Source organism: Rothia nasimurium, from assembly GCF_928391935.1.
Classification (GTDB): Bacteria; Actinomycetota; Actinomycetes; order Actinomycetales; family Micrococcaceae; genus Rothia; species Rothia nasimurium_D.
On record NZ_CAKMTD010000026.1, the window covers coordinates 1 to 427 of the forward strand.

1 protein-coding gene is annotated in these 427 nt (G+C 70.5%); it reads left to right on the forward strand.

What is annotated here, in order from left to right:
* A partial coding sequence (locus L7A15_RS10600) for a transporter substrate-binding domain-containing protein (protein WP_237212510.1) occupies positions 1–427 on the forward strand: 427 nt, incomplete at both ends.

A 427-nucleotide genomic window follows, 5' to 3' on the forward strand; every position in this document is an offset into this window, starting at 1 on the left:
GTGATGAGCGTATCGATCACCGCATCGCGCACCCGGTGTCTTTCTTTCACGCGTCCGTACCAGAGCGTGCGCCCGGCGCTGGTCGGCCGGCGCGATGCGGCGACGCGGCTGCTCGCGGCGCCCCCTCACCTGCGCATCGCCATCGAGACCGGCCATGTGCTCGACGAATCGCTGCCGGAGACCTATCCCGACGCCCGCATCCTGCACGTACCGGACCTTCAGGCCGCACTGGATGCATTGGACGCAGGGCGCGCAGACGCCTACATCGGAAACCCGCACGTGGTGGCCTGGACAATGCAGCGGAGGCCGCACCCTGCCCTCGCGATACTGGGGCCGGCCCGCCTGCCGCCCAACACGCTGCACTTCGCCACGCCCAACGACCGGGCGCTGCTGGCCAGCGCGATTGACCGCACCCTGGCCCGCCTGC